Origin of the sequence: Phenylobacterium sp. (assembly GCF_016124325.1) — a bacterium.
In the GTDB taxonomy this organism is placed as follows: Bacteria; Pseudomonadota; Alphaproteobacteria; order Caulobacterales; family Caulobacteraceae; genus Phenylobacterium.
On record NZ_WGNY01000019.1, the window covers coordinates 71224 to 89292 of the forward strand.

Below are 18069 nucleotides of genomic sequence, written 5' to 3' on the forward strand. Positions count from 1 at the left end.
GGGGGCCCCATACACCCCCATCCTCATTCTTCCGGGCCCGGCCATCAGCGATACACGATGGTGATGTCGGCAGCCGTTCCTGTGGCCGTCACAGCCTGGAGGCCGTTGCCGAAGTGGAGGTCGTAGGCAAGCGTGTCGATACCCGACGTGGTGTCGATAACGGCAATCGCGTTGGAGGTGCCCCCCGTGGTGTCATTGTAGAGCGTGAGGGTGTTGGATGAAGCGCCGGCGGTGTTGATCACCACCTTGTGGAGAATTCCCGCCGATGTCTTCACGTCGGTGGAGGTATTGGTGGTGACGTGTCTGAAGGACGCTCCAGCCTGTGCAACGGCAGCCACCCCGACATTTGAACCAAACGTGGCGCCGATCTGCGCTTGGCGCGACCAAGTAGAACCGTTGTAAAGCGATGGGCCAACACCAAGTAAAAGCGTCGAGGTGGGCGTGTCGGAGCGCACCACGAAGCCCATGGTGTTGGACTGTGTGTCTGACCCCGCCGCTGCATTGACGTTCATCTTGGCGTTGAGGTTACCTTTGCTGTCGAGGGTCGCGTAGGAACCCCAACCATCCGTAAGCGTGGCGGGTGACGAATAGTAGACGCCGGCGATGGGAATCGGCCGCGCGACCGCTGCGGCCGCACTGGCGGTTGGCCCTTCGACAATCAAACTGCCCCTGGAAGTGGCCTGCCACTGCGTGCGATCACCATCCGCATAGGTCGGGAGAGTGGCGTTGTGTTTGCCCCCGACTGGAACAGGATTTCCGGACGCTGCAGCATCGTCGGCTACCGGTCCCTGCACTTGGGCCTGGAAACTCCCGGCGCTGGGGTTGGAGACGGGAACGGCAGTTCCGCCGGTGATGCCCTGGACCGTGACAACCCCGGTGTCTGCCGTTCCGGCGCTTCCACGTCCGGTGATCTCGACAGGGGCGCTCCAATCCACGGGCGTTCCGTCAGAGGCCTGAACGACAGTGCGAAGACCGCCGTGTGTATCGAGGCTCAGATCGTCGTTCGTCCCATCTGTGTAGGCCGGCGCGCTAGTGGTGACGGCGCCTTGAGATGCGCCGCTTCCACTACCTCCGCCGGTCACGGGAAGCGGATGGGACGAGCTTACGGCGATCACCGCGCCCGTTGCTTCGTCCAGGTAACTGATGAATCCTATCGACACCGGCTCGCCTCCTCCTACGCATTCGGTCAATATGCCACTTAACATTGCATACGCAACTTTAGGAAGAAGATTTGAGGCGAGGTCGATCGCTGGCGCATTCGACGCCGAGGCCTATGTGGCCCAGGTGAGGGCGCTCTCGGCGGCCGAGGCGGGCTGACCAAACTTCAGGCGCCGGCGTTCCGCGGCGGCCTGCGCGGCAGCTTCGCCTTGGCGCGGCGGCGCGGGCGAGGCGCAAATCGGGCCCATGAATCGCGCCGTCTCCCGGCTGATGGGCTCGCCGCTCAGGAACCTGGTCGCGGTGGTGGTCCTCATGCTGGCGCTCGTGGCGGCGGCGGTCGGCGGCTACATGGCGGCCGGCTGGAGCTTCCCGGACGCGCTCTACATGGTCGTGCTGACCGTCTATTCGGTCGGCTACGAGGAAGTGCATCCGGTCAACACGCCGTACCTGCACCTGCTCACGATCATGGTCATCGCCTTCGGCTGTACGGGCATGATCCTGCTGACCGGCGTGCTGGTTCAGGTCTTCACCATCGGCCAGATCAGGGAGGTCCTGGGCATGGACAACGCGGCCTCGGATATCGAGCGCCTGAAGGACCACGTCATCGTGTGCGGCTTCGGCCGGATCGGGGTGATGCTGGCCAAGGACCTGCGGGACGGCGGCGTCCCCATCCTGATCCTCGAACGCGACGAGGAGCGCGCCGCCGCGGCCCGCGCGGAAGGCTATCTGGTGGTGCAGCTCGACGCGGCCGACGAGGCGTCGCTGAAGGCCGCCGGCATCGGACGCGCGCGGGTGCTGGCGACGGTGGTGCCGGACGACGCGGCCAACGTCTTCATCACGCTGACGGCCCGCAGCCTGAACCCCGACCTGCACATCATCGCCCGCGGCGAGATGCCGTCGACCGAGAGCAAGCTGCTCTACGCCGGGGCCGACAAGGTGGTGCTGCCCACCCACATCGGCGCCGAGCGGATGGCCGAGATGATCCTCTATCCCGAGACGGCGCGGTTCATCCGCGGCTCGGAGCGGATGCGCGACTTCGACAAGACCCTGCGCGACCTGGGCCTGCTGATGGAGGTGGTGACCGTCACCGAGAACTCCGGGGCGATCGGCCATTCCGTGGGTGAGATGGAGCGGCGCGCGAAGGGCGGCTGCTTCGTGGTCCAGCTCGATCGCCGCAACGGCGAGGTGGTGACCCGGCCGGGGCCGGAGGTGCTGTTCGAAGCCGGCGACGGCGTGCTGCTGGTCACCCGCACCGACGCAGCCGTCGTGCGGGCCATGTTCCAGGCGCCGGCCGAGCGCGTGCGGGCCGGACGCAGCGTGATCTAGGGGGCTGCGCGCGCCGCCTTCAAAGCCGGGCAGGCGTCGGGCTCGGCGGTCCAGGTGAGGGCCGCGATGCGCCATTGGCCGTCGGCCTTGACCAGGTCGAAGACGTCGACGCCGCAGTGGGTGGTCTTTCCGTCCGCCTGGAACTCGTAGGGGCCGCTGACCGTCGCCAGGAGGTCGCCGCGCAGGCGGATCTGCGGGTCCCACATCGCCTCGTGGAAGCCGGGCTTCAGGCCGGCGATGAAGCCGCCGACCGGGATGCGGTCCAGCCGCCGCTCGCCGTTCGGGCGGAAACCCACGGCCGTGAAGACGCCGTCGGGAAAGGTCACCTCGGCCAGCGTCGCGCGGTCGACGGCGGCCATGGCGTCGAAGAAGCGCTGGACGGTGGCCAGGGCGGCCGCCTCGTCCGGCGCGGGCGCGCCGGCGGCAGAAGTCGCGAAGGCGATGGCGGCCAGGGCGGCCGCGGCGCGGAGGGCCGGGCGATGCGTCATGGCGGCTAGGCCTTCGGCGCGCGGGCGGTGACGATCCAGGTGGCGCTGTCGAGCTTCACGCCGTCGGGACCGTCGTGGGGGGCGATGGCGGCGCGCACGGTCTCCAGCACGAGGTCGCGCTTGTCGGGATGCTCGCGCAGCAGGGCGCCCAGGGGGCCGACCCGCATGAGCAGGCCCATGGTGACGTCCAGGTTTCCGGGACCGATCCTGGCCTCGAAGGGCGTGACGGCCACGTCCTCGAACCCGCCGCCGGCCAGGACGGCGCGGACGCGGTCGGGATCGGCGAAGGCGAAGGGGCCGGGCGCGCCCTTCTCGGGCGGGGGCGGCGGCTCGACGATCTGCTGGGCCGCGGCCATGGCCAGGGTCATCGCGGGGTTCAGCCGCGGCTCGCGCCAGCAGACGAACGCCAGGCGCCCGCCCGGCTTCAGCGCGCGGCGGATATTGGCGAAGGCGGCCGGCGGATCGGCGAAGAACATCACGCCGAACCGCGAGAAGGCGCCGTCGAAGCTGGCCGGTTCGAACGGATAGGTCTGGGCGTCGGCTTCGAGGAACGTCGCGCCCTCGACGGCCTCGGCGCGGTGGCGGGCCACCTCCAGCAGCGGATGGGAGATGTCGACGCCCAGCACGCTCCCGCCGGGCGCCACGGCGCGGGCGAGCTCCAGGCTGGCCGCGCCGGCGCCGCAGCCGATGTCGAGGATCCGCTCGCCGGGCTTCGGCGCCAGCGCCTCGATCGCGCGGCCGCCCAGCGGGGCGAGCTGGCGGTCGAGCGGCTCCTGCAGCTGGGCCCAGGTAGGGCCGGCCTGTTCGTTCCAGTAGGCGATCTGTCCGGCGTTGGGGGCGGGTTCGCTCACGACAGCGGCGCCGTGACGTCGGTCAGCCAGGCCCGGACCTCTGGTTCGAGCTGCGGCCCCACCACGGCCAGCACGCGGGCGTGGTAGGCATCGAGCTGCGCGCGCTCGTCCGGCGAGAGCAGGTCGGCCACGATCAGCCGCCGGTCGATGGGCGCCAGGGTCAGGGCCTCGAAGCCCAGCATCGGCCGCTCGCCGCCCAGGATCGGGGCCGGCTCGGTGACCACCTGCAGGTTCTCGATGCGGATGCCGTAGCCGCCTTCCTTGTAGTAGCCGGGCTCGTTCGAGAGGATCATCCCCGGCTTCAGCGCTACGGTGTTGGGCGCCTTGGAGATGCGCTGCGGGCCTTCGTGCACGCCCAGGTAGCTGCCGACGCCGTGGCCGGTGCCGTGGTCGTAGTCGAGGCCGTGCATCCACAGCGCCTGGCGCGCCAGCACGTCGATGGCCGAGCCGGTGGTGCCGGCGGGGAACCGGATGGCCGCCAGCGCCAGGTGGCCCTTGAGCACCAGGGTGAAGCGCTCGCGCATCTCGTCGCTGGGCTCGCCGATGGCCACCGTGCGAGTGACGTCGGTGGTGCCGTCCAGGTACTGGGCGCCGGAATCGACTAGCATCAGCGAGCCCTTCTCGGCGCGCTTGTTGAGCCGTTCGGTGGGCCGGTAGTGCACGATGGCGCCGTTCGAGGCCGCGCCCGCGATGGTGTCGAAGGAGAGGTCCTTCAGCGCGCCGGTGGCCTCGCGGAAAGCCTCCAGCTTGGAGACGGCCTCGATCTCGTCGGGCGGGTTCGTCTGGCCCTCGGTGGCCAGCCAGTGGAGGAAGCGGGTCAGGGCCGCGCCGTCGCGGGCGTGGGCGTCGCGGCTGCCCTGGATCTCCACGGCGTTCTTGCAGGCGCGGGGCAGGGCGCAGGGGTCTTCGCCGCGCACCACGCTCGCGCCGGCCGCGGCCAGGGTGTCGAAGTACCAGGCCGACGACTGGGCCGGATCGACCAGCACGCTCTGGCCCTTCAGCTCGGCGAGCGCGGCCGGCAGATCGTCAGGCGTTTCCAGCCGCACCTGGTTGCCGAGCCAGGCGGGCAGCTCGGGCGTCACCTTGGCGGGATCGAGGAACAGCCGCGCCGTGCCATCCTTGGCGAGGATGGCCTGGCCGATGGGAAGCGGCGAGCGGATGACGTCGCCGCCGCGCACGTTGAACAGCCAGGCAATGGACGAGGGCGCGGTGAGCACGGCCGCATCGGCGCCCTTGCCGGCCAGCGCGGCGCCCACGCGGGCGCGCTTGTCGGCCGAGTCCTCGCCGGAATACGCCAGGGCATGCGGCACGACCGGGGCCGCCGGCTGGGCCGGGCGCGCCTTGCCCCAGGCTCGGTCCAGCGGATTGTCGTTCACCGGCATCAGTTCGGCGCCGGCCTTGGCGGCGGCTTCCTTGAGCCGGGCCAGGGCGTCGGGGCTGTGCAGGCGCGGGTCGTAGCCGATCTTCTGGCCGCGAGCTGCGGCGGCTTCCAGATAGGCCGGGACGCCGCCCTCCACGAGGTCGCGGATCTCGAACAGCTGGCCGTCCACCTGGTCGCGGACCTGCAGGGTGTAGCGGCCGTCCACGAACACGGCGGCCTTGTCCTGCAGGATCACGGCGGCGCCGGCCGAGCCGGTGAAGCCGGTGGCCCAGGCGAGCCGGTCGTTCGCGGCGGGCAGGTATTCGTTCTGGTGCTCGTCCTCGTGCGGCACGAGGAAGCCGTCGAGGCCCTGGTCGGCCATGGCCTGGCGGATCAGCGGCACGTGCCGCGGGCCGAACGAGGGATCGGTGGTCTCATCGAAGGTCTGACGCATGGGCGGCATGTAAGCCGTTCGCGCGGCGTCGGCAAAGAGGCGAAGACGTCTCTATTTTGCCCGGGTAAAATTGACGGCCGGCGCCGGATCGTCTATGGGCCGCGCATGGACAAGCCGACCCGCCGCCAGATGGTCCGGGACTACCGGGAACAGAAGATCGACGCCGGCGTCTTCGCCGTGCGCTGCGCGGCCACGGGCGAGGTGTGGGTCGGCGGCTCGCGCAATATCGACAAGCAGCAGAACGGCGTCTGGTTCGGCCTGCGCACCGGCGGGCATGCGAACCGCCAGATGCAGGCGGCCTGGACCGCGCACGGCGAGGCGAGCTTTGCGTTCGAGGTGCTGGAGCGGATCGAGACCGAGGAGATGACGCCGCTTGGCCTCTCCGACCACATCAAGTCACGCGAGCAGCATTGGCGCGAGACGCTGGGCGCGCGCCGCGCGGCCGGCTAGCTCCGGCGCAGGACCAAGGTCGCCCAGGCGTCGCGATGGATGCGGCGCACCAGCCGGAAGCCCTTGGACAGATAGGCTGCCAGCACGCGGCGCTCCTGGGTGCGCAGCAGTCCCGACAGGATGGCGACGCCGCCGGGCTTCAGCGCGCGGCCGATGTCGCCCGACAGCGCCACCAAAGGCGGGGCGAGGATGTTGGCGAACACCAGGTCGTAGGGGCCATGGCCACGGACCAGCGAATGGCCCAGGCCCGAGGCGTGGACGAAACGGGCGCGGGCGGCGTTGAGCTTGGCGTTCTCGTTGGCGATCCGCACCGAGGCGGCGTCGATATCGGTGCCGACGGCCACGGGCGAGCCGGTCCGCGCGGCGGCGATGGCCAGGACGCCGGTTCCGCAGCCCACGTCGAGCACGCGCAGGTACCGGCGGCGCTTGAGCAGCTGGTCGTAGGCGAACAGGCATCCCACCGTCGTGCCGTGGTGGCCAGTGCCGAAGGCCGCGCCGGCCTCGATGCGCAGGTTCACGGTGCTGGCGGGCGCCAGGCCCCGGTCGTGGGCGCCGTAGACGAAGAAGCGGCCCGCCCGCACCGGCGGCAGGCCCGAGAGCGCCATCGCCAGCCAGTCGGCGTCGGCCAGCACCTCGGTGGCGACCCGCAGCTCCGGGAAGCGCCGCAGCACCGCCTCGGCCTCGGCCCGCTCGTCGTCCTCGGTCGGGAAGGCGTCGATCCGCCAGACGTCGCGATCCTCGTCCTCCTCCAGGATGGAGAAGGTCAGGGCCTCGGTCGCGGGTTGGGCTTCGAGGGCGGCGGCGGCGGCCTCGGCGATGGCGCGGGGCCCGCGGGCGATGATCTGGACGGCCTCGTCGGTCATGGGCCGAGGCTCTAGCCGGGGCGGGCGCGAAAGGCGAGGGCGATCAGGCGGCGGGTTGGATGGGCGCGGCGCCCGCGGGGGCGACGCCATGGTCGGACGGATAGGGCGTGTTTCCGTCGATCGACGGAAAGATGGGGCGCCGGCGGGGCGGTTCTTCCCAGCGGGCCTGGACAGTGCGCGTTTCCGGCGCCTCGTAGACCATGAGGGGATCATCCCGCGGCTCGGGCTCCGTCGCCGAGGCGTCCACGATCTGCGGCTCCGGCGGCGCCAGGGCGTCGGTTCCGTAGACATAGGCCGGAACATGCGCGCCATAGGCGGCGACGCCGCGATCGAAGCTGACGGGGATCGTCCGGGCCCCGGCGTGGGGAATGAGGATCTGCGGCGCGCGCGCCTCGTGCCGGACGTCCAGTTCGGGCTTCAGCCCGGCGCCCATCAGCAACCCCGAAACGCACGCGACCGCCATGCCGATCAGGAGGGTCCGACCATCGTTGGAAAGCATCGCGGCATGAAGCGCGCGAGCCGCCAATTGGTTTCCGTCGCTTCGCCCCTAGAGCCAGCGCGCACGCCTGAAGGCCAGGTAGAGGACGAAGCAGACGATCGCGATGAACACCAGGATCGCGAAGTAGCCGTAGCGCCAGTGCAGCTCGGGCATGTCCTCGAAGTTCATGCCGTAGAGGCCCGCGATGGCGGTGGGCACCGCCAGGATCCCGGCCCAGGCGGCGAGCCGCCGGGTGATCTCGCCCTGACGCTGCTGCTCGAACAGGTTGGAGACCTCGAACACCGACGACAACACGTCGCGCAGCGCCTCGGCCGAACCCGCGACGCGGCGCACGTGGTCGCCCACGTCGCGGAAATAGGGGCGCACCTGGTCGTCGATGAGCGGCAGGTTCAGGTGCTCCAGCCGTGCGCATACCTCCTCCATCGGCCCCAGCATCCGGCGGAACCGCATCAGCTCCTGGCGCAGGTTGAACAGGTGCGTGACGTCCTCGCGGCCCAGGAAGGCGTCGAGCGCCCGGCGTTCCACCTCCAGCACCTCGTCCTCGATGGAGTCGACGATCGGCTGGTAGCTGTCGACGATGAAGTCGAGGATCGAATAGAGGACGTAAGCGATGCCGTGTCGCAGCTGGATCGGCGCGTCCTCCAGATTGCGGCGCACCAGGGTGTACGAGCGGTCGGAGCCCTTGCGCACCGTGATGATGTAGTTCCGGCAGAGGAACGCGCAGGTCTCGCCGTAGACGATCGCCTCGCCCTCCAGCCGCGCCGTGCGCGCCGCCACGAAGATCTGTTCGCCGTAGACGCTGACCTTGGGCATAGGGTGCTCGCAGAGCGCGTCCTCGACGGCGAGCGGATGCAGGCCGAAGCGCGCCTGCAGCATCGCCAACTCCGCGGCGTCGGGATCGGTCAGGCCGATCCAGGCGAACTGGTGGTCCTGGACGGGGCGGTCGCCAGGATCGTCCAGCCGCAGCGCCCGCAGGCGATGGCCGTCGGAATAGACCCTGGCTGCGGCGATGGCCATGCGACGCGGCGCCCCCTCGCGAACCGGGGGATGTGACGCCAAGGGCGCAGGTTAGGCAACCGTGGCCTCCTCTCCCCCCGAGCGAAGTGAGAGAGGGGAGAGGTCGGGAGAGGGGCGGCGCAGCCAGGAGTCGCCCGGCTCCTTGATTGGATTCAGAGGAGCGGAAGCGCCGGGCCGCCCCTCTCCCAGCCTCTCCCCTCTCGCTGCGCGGGGGGAGAGGTGCCTAGTCCTGCTTCTCCACGAAGCTGTCGATGACTTTCTTCTCGCCGGCCTTGTCGAAGGCGACCGTCAGCTTGTTGCCGTCGACGCCGCGCACCTGGCCGTAGCCGAACTTGATGTGGAAGACACGGTCGCCGCGCTTGAAGGCGCTGGCCGCCGACGAATCCGACGTGGCGATCAGCCGGCCATCGCCCTCGATCACCGGCTGGCGGCCGGGATGGCTGCCCCGGTACTGGTTGGCCTGGGCCCTGCGCCAGCCAGGGCTCTCATAACCCGCGCCGAAGCTGGGGTCGGCGTCCCAGCGGCTGCCGTGCTGCTGCATTCCCGGCCCGCCGCCGTAGTAGCCGGTCTCGGAGCTGGCCTCGACATTGGCCACCGGCAGTTCGTCGACGAAGCGGCTGGGAAGCTGGCTGGTCCAGCGGCCGTAGACCTGGCGGTTGGCGGCGAAGGAGATGCGGGCCTCTTCGCGCGCCCGGGTGATGCCCACGTAGGCGAGGCGGCGTTCCTCCTCCAGGCCCTTCTCGCCCTTGTCGTCCATCGAGCGCTGCGAGGGGAAGACGCCTTCCTCCCAGCCGGGCAGGAACACCAGCGGGAACTCCAGGCCCTTGGCCTGGTGCAGGGTCATGATCTGGACGGAGTCGGCCTGGGGCCCGCGCTCCAGGTCCATCACCAGCGAGACGTGCTCGAGATAGGCCTCCAGCGTCTCGTAGCCGGCCATCGACTGGACCAGCTCCTTCAGGTTCTCCAGGCGGCCCTGGGCCTGGGGCGATTTGTCGAGACGCAGCGCGTCGGTGTAGCCGCTCTCCTCCAGCACGGTCTCCATCAGCCGCGCGTGGTCGACGCGCGCGGCCTCGGCGCGCCAGCGATCCATGTCGCGCAGGAAGTTGGAGAGGGCCGTCCGCGTGCGCGCGGGCAGTTCGTCGGTGAGCACCAGCTGGCGCGCCGCCCGCGTGGCCGAGACCTCGTTGAGGCGCGCCACCTGCAGCAGCTTCTGCACCGAGGTGTCGCCAATGCCGCGCTTGGGCGTGTTGACGATCCGCTCGAAAGCCAGGTCGTCGTCCTCGGACTGGATCAGCCGTAGGTAGGCGATGGCGTCGCGGATCTCGGCGCGTTCGAAGAACCGCGGGCCGCCGATGACCACATAGGGGATCTGGAGCAGGACGAACCGCTCCTCGAACGCCCGCATCTGGAATGAGGCCCGCACCAGGATGGCGATGTCGCGATAGCGCCGGCCGCCGCGTTTGGCGCGCTCGACGTCGTCGGCGATCATCCGGCTCTCGGCCTCGCCGTCCCAGACCCCGCGGACGACGACCTTCTCGCCGCCATCGGCCTCGGTCCACAGGGTTTTGCCCAGCCGGCTCTTGTTGGCGGCGATCAGGCCCGAGGCGGCGGCCAGGATGTGGCTGGTCGAGCGGTAGTTGCGCTCCAGGCGCACGACCTTGGCGCCGGGGAAGTCGCGCTCGAAGCGCAGGATGTTGTCCACCTCGGCGCCGCGCCAGCCGTAGATCGACTGGTCGTCGTCGCCTACGCAGCAGAGGTTCTGGCTCTTCTGGGCCAGCAGCCGCAGCCACAGGTACTGGGCGACGTTGGTGTCCTGGTACTCGTCGACCAGCAGGTAGCGGAAGCGGTTGTGGTACTCGGCCAGCACGTCGGGGTGGCCCATGAAGATGGTCAGGTTGTGCAGCAGGAGATCGCCGAAGTCGCAGGCGTTCAGGATGCGCAGCCGGTCCTGGTAGACGCGGTAGAGCGCCTGGCCCTTTCCGTTGGCGAACTGGGCGTTCTCGGCCGGCGGCAGCTGGTCGGGCCGCCAGCCGCGGTTCTTCCAGTGGTCGATCAGGCCGCCCAGCACCTTGGCCGGCCACCGCTTGGAATCGACGTTCTCGGCCTCCAGCACCTGCTTGATGAGGCGCTCCTGATCGTCGGTGTCGAGGATGGTGTAGTTCGACTTCAGCCCCACCAGCTCGGCGTGGCGGCGCAGGATCTGGGCGGCGATCGAGTGGAAGGTGCCCAGCCAGCGCAGGCCCTCGGCCGACGGCCCGATGATCTGGGTGATCCGCTCGCGCATCTCGCGCGCGGCCTTGTTGGTGAAGGTGACGGCCAGTAGCTCCCACGGCCGCGCCCGGCCCGTCGCCAGGATGTGGGCCAGCCGGGTGGTCAGCACGCGCGTCTTGCCGGTGCCGGCGCCGGCCAGCACCAGGACGGGGCCGTCCACCGCCTCGACCGCCTCGCGCTGCTCGGGGTTCAGGCCGAGGAGGTAGTCGGGGGCCGGGGCGTCGGCGCGGGCCAGATCGCTGATGCGCGGGGCCGGGACTTCGGGGGATTCGAACGACATCGGAACATATGTAGCACAAAGACTTGCGGGCTTAAGGCCCGCCGGGACCCGCCTGGTCCTGCGCGAACTTCAGCGCCGCCACCCGGCAGGCCGAGGCGAGGGGGCGTTCGCCGCGCGCGCGGTCGATGGAGACGATCAGGGCGGCCAGGCTGAGGCCGCGCGCCTGGGCCATGGTCTCCATCACCGCCCAGAACTCGGGCTCCAGCGCGATCGAGGTCGCGTGGCCCGACAGCAGGACGGAACGCTTTCTCAACGTCATGGCGCTTGGTTGTAGGGCGCTTGCAGGCGCCCGCGCCAGACCCCTTGCGAAAAGATGACGCATGCGTCATTTTCATAGTCGCCGAGCTTTCGAGGACTCCCGCCGATGACCATGGCCGCCGACACAGCCGACTTCCGCCCTGAGCCGCGGCCGATGTCGACCAAGATGGATTGGGGCCATGCGCTGCGTTCGCTGCAGCGCCTGCTGAACGACAAGGAAGACACCCGGCAGGTGTTCGAGATCATGCGGGCGCTCAACGGGTCGTCGACGGCCAAGGGCTACCAGCGCCTGCTGACGACCGCGGAGGGCGGCCGTATCGCCTACGAGCGCGAGGAGTTCGCCCGCAAGCTCATGGATGACGCCTGGCTCGACAGCCTGCCCGAGGGCAGCGTCGGGGCGGCCTATCGCCAATTCATCCGCTCCGAGAACCTCTCGGCCGAGGGCCTGGCCATGGTCAGCCGCGACGGGATCGAGAACGTCGATGAGCAGCACCCCTACGCCTGGTTCGGCCGCCGCACGCGCGACGTGCACGACATCTGGCACATCCTCTCGGGCTACCATCGCGACGGCCTGGGCGAGGCCTGCCTCGTGGCCTTCTCCTTCGCGCAGACGGGCGGCCTGGGCTGGGCGCTGATCGCCCTGGGCGCCGCGTCGCGGGCGCGGAAGGACAAGTCCCAGCCGTACGTGAAGGCGATCTGGCAGGGCTACCAGCGCGGCAAAGCCGCCAAGTGGCTGCTGGGCGAGGACTACGATCGCCTGCTGGCCGAGCCCCTGGAGGTGGCGCGCAAACGCCTCGGCATCACCCCGGCCACCATCTACGACAGCATCCCGGCCGAAGTCCGCGACGAAGCCGTCCCGGTCGCCGCCTGACGCGGCCTAGTCCTCGCGCTTCTTGCCGTCGTGGTCGCGCCGGGCCCGCTCGGCGTCGAGCTTCTGGACCATCGTCTCGCCCTTGGCGCGGCCGAACCGGACGCGGTTCTCGGCCGCCTGGGACTTGGCCGCCGCACGCGCCCTGGCCTTCCGCGCCTTGTTGAGATTGATCGGCTCGACCATAGAAACCTTCGCTCGCCCGCGACCGTTGTCTCGTCTCACACACGAGAAGGAGACGAATATGATCCAGGCTTCCCAAATCCGCGAGCACATGGAAGTCGTGGGCTCGGACGGCGGCCACGTCGGCAAGGTGGACCACGTGAAGGGCGGCGACATCGAACTCGCCAAGCTCGACCTGGGCGCGGGCCTCAAGCATCACCTGATCCCGCTGTCCTGGGTCGATCGCGTCCAGGACGAAAAGGTCTGCCTCAACCTGACCAAGGACGCGGCCAAGTCCGCCTGGCGCGAGGTCCACTGAGCCGGCTGGCGTCGCGGGCGGGGCCATGACACCCTGACCGCGACGCGCCGGGGCTCCGGCGAAGTGTTCCAGGAGGCCCGGTGAAGTTCGTACTGTCGGCCGTCGCCGCGCTGATCGCGGTCGCGGCGCCTGCGCTGTCCGCGCCCCCGAAGGTCTGCGCCGACTGCGTGAAGGCCAACATGGAGCATCTCGCGGGCGACGAATTGCGCGGGCGGGCCTGTGGCACGGCCGACGAGAACGCCGCCGCCCGGTTCATCGCCGAGCGTCTCAAGGCCTATGGCGTCGAGGGCGCCGCCGGCGACGGGCAATATCTCCAGCGTGTGGAGGTTCACAGCCCCACCTACGCGGCCGCACCCGTCCTGCAGGTCGGCGACGTGCGCCTCGTCCACGGCGCGGGGATGCTGGTCCGACAGGCGCCTGAGACGCTCGACGCCCCGCTCGTCCTTGTGGCCAAGGGCGAAGCGGCGTCCGGCAAGATCGCCCTGATCGCCGGGCCCTACGACTCCGAGGCCGCCGTCGCGGTGCTGGCGAGCGGCGCGGTCGGCGTGATCGCCGAGGCGCCGCCAAACCTCCTGGCCCACTGGGAACAGTTCGCCGCCTCGCCGCCCCGCGGCACGGTGATCGTGGGCGTCGAGGCCACTTCGCCGCCCGTCGAGAAGGCGATGATCTTCGTGCGGCCGGAGGCGCTTGAGGCGCTGCGGGCGGCGGCAGGCGCGCAGGCCGTGCTGACGGCGACCCACGGCGCTCCCGCCGTCCGCACGACCTACAACGCCCTGGGCGTCATACACGGCAAGGACCCCGACGCCGACGAGAACGCGATACTGCTTAGCGCCCACTACGACCACCTCGGGCTGCGGGGTGGAAAGCTCTACCGCGGCGCCAATGACGACGCCTCGGGCACGGCGGCGGTGCTGGAGTTCGCCCGGCTGCTCGGCGCGGGCGAGACGCCCCGGCGCACCGTCCAATTCGCCCTCTTCGGCTGCGAGGAGGAAGGCGGGCACGGCGCGAAGTACTACCTGGCCCACCCGCCGACGCCGCTCGCGAACCTGAAGGCCAACCTCGAGTTCGAAATGATCGGCGTGCCCGACCCGGCCGATCGCAAGCGGCTGATGCTGACGGGCTGGGAACGATCGAACATGGGCCCCATCCTGCGCGAGCAGGGCGCCAGTATCGGCCCCGATCCCTATCCGCAGGAGAACTTCTTCCAGCGGTCCGACAACTATCAGCTCGCGCGCAAGGGCGTCGTCGCCCAGACGATCAGCGCCTGGCCGGTGCCGCCTACCTATCACCAGCCGACCGACGACCTCGCGCACATCGACCTGCCGTTCATGGTCGAGGTGATCCAGTCGCTGGCGGGACCGATCTCGTGGCTCGCCAACGGCGACTTCCAGCCGACCTGGAACCCCGGGATGCAGCCCTGAGCGGCTATTTCACTGCCGCGCAGAACCGCTGGATGCGCTGGCAGGCCTCTTCCAGGTTGGCGTTCGAGGTCGCGTAGCTGATCCGGAAGTGCGGCGAGAGGCCGAACGCCGCGCCGAACACCACGGCCACGCCCTCGGTCTCCAGCAGCTCGACGGCGAAGTCCTCGTCGGATTGGATCACCTTGCCCGACGGCGCGGTCTTGCCCAGCAGCCCCTCGCACGACGGATAGACGTAGAACGCGCCCTCGGGCGTCGGGCAGTGGATGCCGCGGGCCTGGTTCAGCATCGAGACCACGAGGTCGCGCCGCTGCTCGAACAGCTTGGCGTTCGGCTTGATGAACTCCTGCGTGCCGTTCAGCGCCTCGACCGCCGCCCACTGGGAGATCGACGAGGGGTTGGAGGTGGTCTGGCTCATCACCTTGGCCATGGCCTTGATCAGGGGTTCGGGCCCGGCGGCGTAGCCGATCCGCCAGCCGGTCATCGCATAGGCCTTGCTGACCCCGTTCATGGTCAGGGTGCGGTCGTAGAGCCCCGGCTCCACCTGGGCGATGGTGCTGAACTCGAAGTCGCCGAACACCAGGTGCTCGTACATGTCGTCGGTCAGGATCCAGACGTGCGGGTGCCTGAGCAGCACGTCGGCCAGGGCCTTCAGCTCGGCGCGCGTGTAGGCCGCGCCCGAGGGGTTGGACGGCGAGTTCAGCAGCACCCACCTGGTCTTGGGCGTGATCCTCGCCTCGAGGTCGGCCGCCTGGAGCTTGAAACCCGTGGCCGCCGAGGTCGGCGCGGCCACCGGCGTGCCGCCGGCCAGCAGCACGATGTCCCAGTAGCTCACCCAGTAGGGCGTCGGCACGATCACCTCGTCGCCCGGGTTGAGGGTGGCGATCATGGCGTTCCAGATCACCGGCTTGCCGCCCGGCGAGACGTTGACCTGGCTGGGCTTGTAGGCGAGCCCGTTCTCGCGCTCGAACTTGGCGCAGATGGCCGCCTTCAGTTCGGGGATGCCGTCGACGTTGGTGTACTTGGTCTTGCCGTCGCGGATCGCCTTGATGGCGGCTTCCTTGATGTTGTCCGGCGTGTCGAAGTCGGGTTCGCCCGCGGCCAGGCCGATGACGTTTTTCCCCTGGGCCCGGAGCTCACGGGCCTTCGCGTCGGCCGCCAGGGTGGCGGACGGCTTCACGCGGGCGAGCGCGGCGGATTCCAGGGACATGGCGACAAGGGCTCCCGACTGAGGTTGGACGGCGCCGGGTGTACTCCATGCTGCGGCGCATTCAAACCCGCGGCGAGCCCCGGCCGGGAGCCAAATTTGCGGGCGTGGCCCTAGACGAAGTTGGCGAGACTGATGTCGTCCAGGGTGCGCCCCACGAGGAGGATGGCCGAGTCCGCCCCGTCTTCAGGATCATCGAGGTCCGCGAACACGAAGACGTTCGCCCCAACCTGGGCCGCCACATATTTCGCGCCCGTGGCCGAGATGTGCTCGTTGGCGATCGCCAGCGCCTGTTCGTAGCTGTCGGCCACGAACTCGGAGTAGCTGCGCGGCAGGATCGACGCCTGCGCGTCGCCGAAGATGCTGACCTCAGAGAAGTGCAGGGTGTCGTGCGCCTCGAAGTCCTGGATCTCGGCGTCGACCCGAATGGCCGGGTCGACCTTGGCGACGATCTCGAAGCGATCCTGACCCGATCCGCCGAGCAGGATGTCCTTGTCGGCGCTGGCCGCGGTCAGGGTGTCGTTCCCCGCGTCGCCCGAGAGCACGACGATCTCCGGACCCTGCGCCACGAGGCGGTCGTTTCCGTCGCCGCCGCTCATGAAGTCCAGGCCGAAGCCGCCGTCCAGAGTGTCGTTGCCGGCGCCGCCGATGAGGGTGTCCGAACCCATGCCGCCGTGAAGCTCGTCGTCGCCGAGGTCGCCGGAAAGCCAGTCGTCGCCGTCGGATCCCTCGATGGTGTCGTCGCCCTTGTTGCCCTGGACGAAGTCTCCGGTCTCGCCCGCCCGTCCGCCGGCGTCGCTGCTGGCGTAGAGGACGTCGTCGCCTTGCCCGCCGAACAGGGTGTCGGCGCCGTCGCCGCCCACGATCACGTCGTCGCCGGTATTCCCCTGCAGGAAATCGCGGCCCGCGCCGCCGATCAGGCTGTCGTCGCCGAGGCCGCCGAACGCGCCGTCATCCGCCGCCCCACCGACGAAGCGGTCGTTCCCGCCGTCGCCGACATGGAGCTGTGAACCATCTCCGAAGACGAGGCCGCCGGCCTTGGACACCGCGCTCAGCCCGGTTCCGAACGCGACCGTACGTTCGTCGAGGGTCACGAGAATCTGCCCGGGCGCGAAGGAGGGGCCTTCGGGGTCGTAGATGACCCTGACGGCGTTGGCCGATCCGGTGTTGAAGGTCAGCGTGTCGCCGGCCTGGATCGCCAGGGCCTGTTCGGGCGTGATCGATTCGAACGCATATTCGAGCAAGGGTCCAACCTCCGCATCAAGCTGGGCCGCGGTAAATGGCGAATGTTGCGTAAAAACGCAACACCAAAGAACGCAAGTATGCGACGAGGCGCCGGCCCCGACAGGCGTTGACCCCGAGGTCCGGATCGGCGACCCCTCGGCGCACCGATGCGCCGGCTGCTCAGCTTCCTGTCGAACATGGACGCCCAGGCGTGGCGCACGCTGCTGGTGTCGTTCGTGCTGTTCGGCGGGGTGGGCGTGGTGTTCGTCTTCGGCGCCCAGGCGCTGGGGATCGACAGCGAGCGGACGCTGGAAAGCTGGCTGACCGCCGCGCGGGGGCCGTGGTCGCTGCCGGTGGCCGTGGCGGCGTTCGCCGCGCTCGCCTTCATCGGCACGCCGCAGATCGTGCTGATCGCCGCGGCGGTGGTGGCGTTCGGCCCCTACCTCGGGGCGGCCTACAGCTGGATCGGCACGCTGGTGTCGTCGATGGTGGGCTTCTACATCGGCCGCGCGGCCGGGGCGCGGGTGCTCCGGCGGTTCTCGGGCGAGAGCGTGCAGCGCTTCATGCGGCTGGTGGGCGAGAACGGCTTCCTGGCCAGCCTGATCGTCCGCCTGGTGCCCTCGGCGCCGTTCATCGTCGTCAACATGGCGGCCGGGGTGACGCCCATGCGGGCGCGCGACTTCGTCGCCGGCACGGGCATCGGCATCGTGCCGAAGATCGCGCTCACCGCCTTCGCCGGCGCCTCGATCGTCCAGTTGATGCGCGGCGAAATCGAAGGCCACTGGCTTGAGCTGGCGGCGATCGCCGCCATCTGGATCGGAATCGGCTGGTTCGCGCGGCGCTGGCTGCGCCGCCGCGAGGGGAGTTCGTCATGATCAAGCTGTTCCACGCCTGGGGCTCGTGCTCGCTCGCGCCGTTCATCGCGCTGGAGGAGGCCGGCGCCGGCTACGAGATCGCGGTGATAAGCACCAAGGACGGCGAGCAGCGGAAGCCCGACTATCTGGCGCTCAATCCGAAGGGCCGGGTGCCGGCGTTGGTCACCGATCGGGGCGTGCTGACCGAGAACGTGGCGATCCTCGCCTGGATCGCCCAGGCGTTCCCGGCGGCGAAGCTGATGCCCGACGACCCGTGGGCGTTCGCCCAGGCCCAGGCCTTCAACAGCTACCTGGCCTCCACGGTGCACGTCGCCCACGCCCACGGCCGCCGCGGCTCTCGCTGGGCCGACCAGGAGAGTTCGTTCGAGGACATGCGCCGCAAGGTGCCCGAGACCATGGCCGCCTGCTTCCAGCTGATCGAGGACGGGATGCTGGCCGGGCCCTGGGTGATGGGCGAGCAGTTCACGACCTGCGACGCCTATCTCTTCACGCTGTCGGGCTGGCTCGAAAGCGACGATGTCGACCTGGCCCGGTTTCCCAAGGTGCAGGCGCATTTCGAGCGCACGGCGGCGCGACCGGCTGTCGGCAAGGTTCTTGCCCGGGCGGCGGCCTAAAGCCGCGCCGCGCGCAAGATGGTTGCGCGCAACCGCCCCTTTCGGTAGAGACGCGACCATGCGCACGCGGCTCGACAGCCTGCTTCTTCTCTCGCTGGGGCTTAGCC

Annotated in this window: 19 protein-coding genes; 7 read left to right on the top strand and 12 right to left on the bottom strand. The window is 69.8% G+C overall.

Annotated features, from left to right (window positions below; translation table 11 throughout):
• Positions 1-44: 44 nt before the first annotated feature.
• Entirely contained in the window at positions 45-1160 is a 1116-nt protein-coding gene (locus tag GC203_RS11150) for a hypothetical protein (RefSeq protein WP_293454274.1), read from the bottom strand.
• A gap of 244 nt (positions 1161-1404) precedes the next feature.
• Here GC203_RS11150 and GC203_RS11155 point away from each other — a divergent pair, with 244 nt between their 5' ends.
• Positions 1405-2484 carry a potassium channel protein gene (locus tag GC203_RS11155; RefSeq protein WP_293454276.1) on the top strand — a complete coding sequence of 360 codons (1080 nt, stop codon included), beginning with the start codon at positions 1405-1407 and terminating at the stop codon, positions 2482-2484.
• Here GC203_RS11155 and GC203_RS11160 read toward each other — a convergent pair.
• Genes GC203_RS11160 through GC203_RS11170 form a run of 3 tightly spaced genes read right to left on the bottom strand, consistent with a single transcriptional unit; the run spans position 2481 to position 5637 of the window.
• On the bottom strand, positions 2481-2972 hold the full coding sequence (locus GC203_RS11160; protein WP_293454278.1) for a DUF4440 domain-containing protein: 492 nt from the start codon (positions 2970-2972) through the stop codon (positions 2481-2483). The genes GC203_RS11155 and GC203_RS11160 overlap by 4 nt on opposite strands.
• 5 nt (positions 2973-2977) lie before the next feature.
• Positions 2978-3823, bottom strand: coding sequence for a class I SAM-dependent methyltransferase (locus tag GC203_RS11165; protein ID WP_293454280.1), 846 nt, complete (start codon positions 3821-3823; stop codon positions 2978-2980).
• Positions 3820-5637, bottom strand: coding sequence for an aminopeptidase P family protein (locus tag GC203_RS11170; RefSeq protein ID WP_293454281.1), 1818 nt, complete (start codon positions 5635-5637; stop codon positions 3820-3822). Before GC203_RS11170 ends, GC203_RS11165 begins: the two co-directional genes overlap by 4 nt.
• A 105-nt stretch (positions 5638-5742) precedes the next feature.
• Here GC203_RS11170 and GC203_RS11175 point away from each other — a divergent pair, with 105 nt between their 5' ends.
• Positions 5743-6087 (top strand): GIY-YIG nuclease family protein, encoded by a 345-nt coding sequence (locus GC203_RS11175; RefSeq protein ID WP_293454283.1) that lies wholly within the window; start codon positions 5743-5745, stop codon positions 6085-6087.
• Here GC203_RS11175 and GC203_RS11180 read toward each other — a convergent pair.
• The 5 genes from GC203_RS11180 to GC203_RS11200 form a co-directional block, all read right to left on the bottom strand.
• Positions 6084-6950 (bottom strand): 50S ribosomal protein L11 methyltransferase, encoded by an 867-nt coding sequence (locus GC203_RS11180; RefSeq protein ID WP_293454286.1) that lies wholly within the window; start codon positions 6948-6950, stop codon positions 6084-6086. The two genes, GC203_RS11175 and GC203_RS11180, sit on opposite strands and share 4 nt — an antisense overlap.
• Before the next feature lie 43 nt (positions 6951-6993).
• Complete coding sequence (locus GC203_RS11185) at positions 6994-7449, bottom strand: hypothetical protein (RefSeq protein ID WP_293454288.1); 456 nt, start codon at positions 7447-7449, stop codon at positions 6994-6996.
• Between the two features lie 48 nt (positions 7450-7497).
• Positions 7498-8466, bottom strand: coding sequence for a magnesium and cobalt transport protein CorA (locus GC203_RS11190; RefSeq protein ID WP_293454289.1), 969 nt, complete (start codon positions 8464-8466; stop codon positions 7498-7500).
• A 223-nt stretch (positions 8467-8689) separates the two neighbouring features.
• Complete coding sequence (locus GC203_RS11195) at positions 8690-11017, bottom strand: UvrD-helicase domain-containing protein (protein ID WP_293454290.1); 2328 nt, start codon at positions 11015-11017, stop codon at positions 8690-8692.
• Between the two features lie 31 nt (positions 11018-11048).
• Positions 11049-11276, bottom strand: a complete 228-nt coding sequence (locus GC203_RS11200) for a ribbon-helix-helix domain-containing protein (RefSeq protein WP_293454292.1) — start codon at positions 11274-11276, stop codon at positions 11049-11051.
• A gap of 105 nt (positions 11277-11381) precedes the next feature.
• Here GC203_RS11200 and GC203_RS11205 point away from each other — a divergent pair, with 105 nt between their 5' ends.
• Positions 11382-12146 (top strand): Coq4 family protein, encoded by a 765-nt coding sequence (locus GC203_RS11205; protein WP_293454293.1) that lies wholly within the window; start codon positions 11382-11384, stop codon positions 12144-12146.
• A 6-nt stretch (positions 12147-12152) separates the two neighbouring features.
• On the opposite strand, the gene GC203_RS11210 is transcribed toward GC203_RS11205, so the two are convergent.
• Entirely contained in the window at positions 12153-12329 is a 177-nt protein-coding gene (locus GC203_RS11210; protein WP_293454294.1) for a DUF4169 family protein, read from the bottom strand.
• Positions 12330-12387: 58 nt separating this feature from the next.
• On the opposite strand from GC203_RS11210, the gene GC203_RS11215 reads away from it, so the two are divergent.
• Positions 12388-12624 (top strand): DUF2171 domain-containing protein, encoded by a 237-nt coding sequence (locus tag GC203_RS11215; protein ID WP_293454296.1) that lies wholly within the window; start codon positions 12388-12390, stop codon positions 12622-12624.
• Positions 12625-12704: 80 nt separating this feature from the next.
• Positions 12705-14045 (top strand): M28 family peptidase, encoded by a 1341-nt coding sequence (locus GC203_RS11220; RefSeq protein WP_293454298.1) that lies wholly within the window; start codon positions 12705-12707, stop codon positions 14043-14045.
• Between the two features lie 4 nt (positions 14046-14049).
• Here GC203_RS11220 and GC203_RS11225 read toward each other — a convergent pair whose 3' ends face one another.
• Both GC203_RS11225 and GC203_RS11230 read right to left on the bottom strand, forming a co-directional pair.
• Positions 14050-15252, bottom strand: coding sequence for a pyridoxal phosphate-dependent aminotransferase (locus GC203_RS11225; RefSeq protein WP_293454299.1), 1203 nt, complete (start codon positions 15250-15252; stop codon positions 14050-14052).
• Between the two features lie 110 nt (positions 15253-15362).
• Entirely contained in the window at positions 15363-16493 is a 1131-nt protein-coding gene (locus tag GC203_RS11230; protein WP_293454301.1) for a calcium-binding protein, read from the bottom strand.
• Between the two features lie 147 nt (positions 16494-16640).
• On the opposite strand from GC203_RS11230, the gene GC203_RS11235 reads away from it, so the two are divergent.
• Both GC203_RS11235 and GC203_RS11240 read left to right on the top strand, forming a co-directional pair.
• Positions 16641-17348 (top strand): TVP38/TMEM64 family protein, encoded by a 708-nt coding sequence (locus GC203_RS11235; protein ID WP_293454303.1) that lies wholly within the window; start codon positions 16641-16643, stop codon positions 17346-17348.
• Positions 17345-17962, top strand: coding sequence for a glutathione S-transferase family protein (locus GC203_RS11240; RefSeq protein ID WP_293454305.1), 618 nt, complete (start codon positions 17345-17347; stop codon positions 17960-17962). The genes GC203_RS11235 and GC203_RS11240 overlap by 4 nt, the downstream gene beginning before the upstream one ends.
• Positions 17963-18069 lie beyond the last annotated feature (107 nt).